The sequence below is a fragment of the Staphylococcus sp. GDX8P80P genome, from assembly GCF_017893095.1.
Taxonomy (GTDB): domain Bacteria; phylum Bacillota; class Bacilli; order Staphylococcales; family Staphylococcaceae; genus Staphylococcus; species Staphylococcus borealis.
On record NZ_JAESMI010000051.1, the window covers coordinates 1 to 930 of the forward strand.

The 930-nt window shown below is 42.3% G+C and carries 1 protein-coding gene; it reads left to right on the top strand.

What is annotated here, in order from left to right:
• A partial coding sequence (locus KA858_RS05675; protein WP_281058924.1) for a hypothetical protein occupies positions 1-930 on the top strand: 930 nt, incomplete at both ends.

The window sequence follows — 930 nt, forward strand, 5'->3', positions numbered from 1 at the left end:
TGTTGAGTCACTCACACTTGTTGATGTTGACGCACTCAATGATGTGCTTGCACTTGTTGAGTCACTCACACTTGTTGATGTTGACGCACTCAATGATGTGCTTGCACTTGTTGAGTCACTCACACTTGTTGATGTTGACGCACTCAATGATGTGCTTGCACTTGTTGAATCACTCACGCTTGTTGACGTTGATGCACTATCTGATGTACTTGTGCTTGTTGAGTCACTCACACTTGTTGATGTTGATCCACTTAATGATGTGCTTCCACTTATTGAATCACTCACACTTGTTGATGTTGATCCACTTAATGACGTACTTGTACTTGTTGAGTCACTCTCACTTGTTGATGTTGACGCACTCAATGATGTGCTTGCACTTGTTGAATCACTCACGCTTGTTGATGTTGATCCACTTAATGACGTGCTTGCACTTGTTGAGTCACTCACACTTGTTGATGTTGATCCACTTAATGAGTCTGAAAGACTCGTACTTTCTGATCCACTTAATGATGTGCTCATACTTGTTGAATCACTCACACTTGTTGACGTTGATCCACTTAATGATGTGCTTGCGCTTGTTGAGTCGCTCACACTCATTGATGTAGATGCACTTAATGATGTGCTTGCGCTTGTTGAGTCACTCACACTTGTTGATGTTGATGCACTCAATGATGTGCTTGCACTTGCTGAGTCTGAAAGACTCGTACTTGTTGATTCACTTAATGACGTACTTGTGCTTGTTGAGTCACTCACACTTGTTGACGTTGATCCACTTAATGACGTGCTTGCGCTTGTTGAATCACTCACGCTTGTTGACGCTGAATCACTTAATGATGTGCTTGCACTTGCTGAGTCACTCACACTTGTTGACGTTGACTCACTTAATGATGTGCTTGTACTTGTTGAATCACTCACGCTTGTTGATGTTGA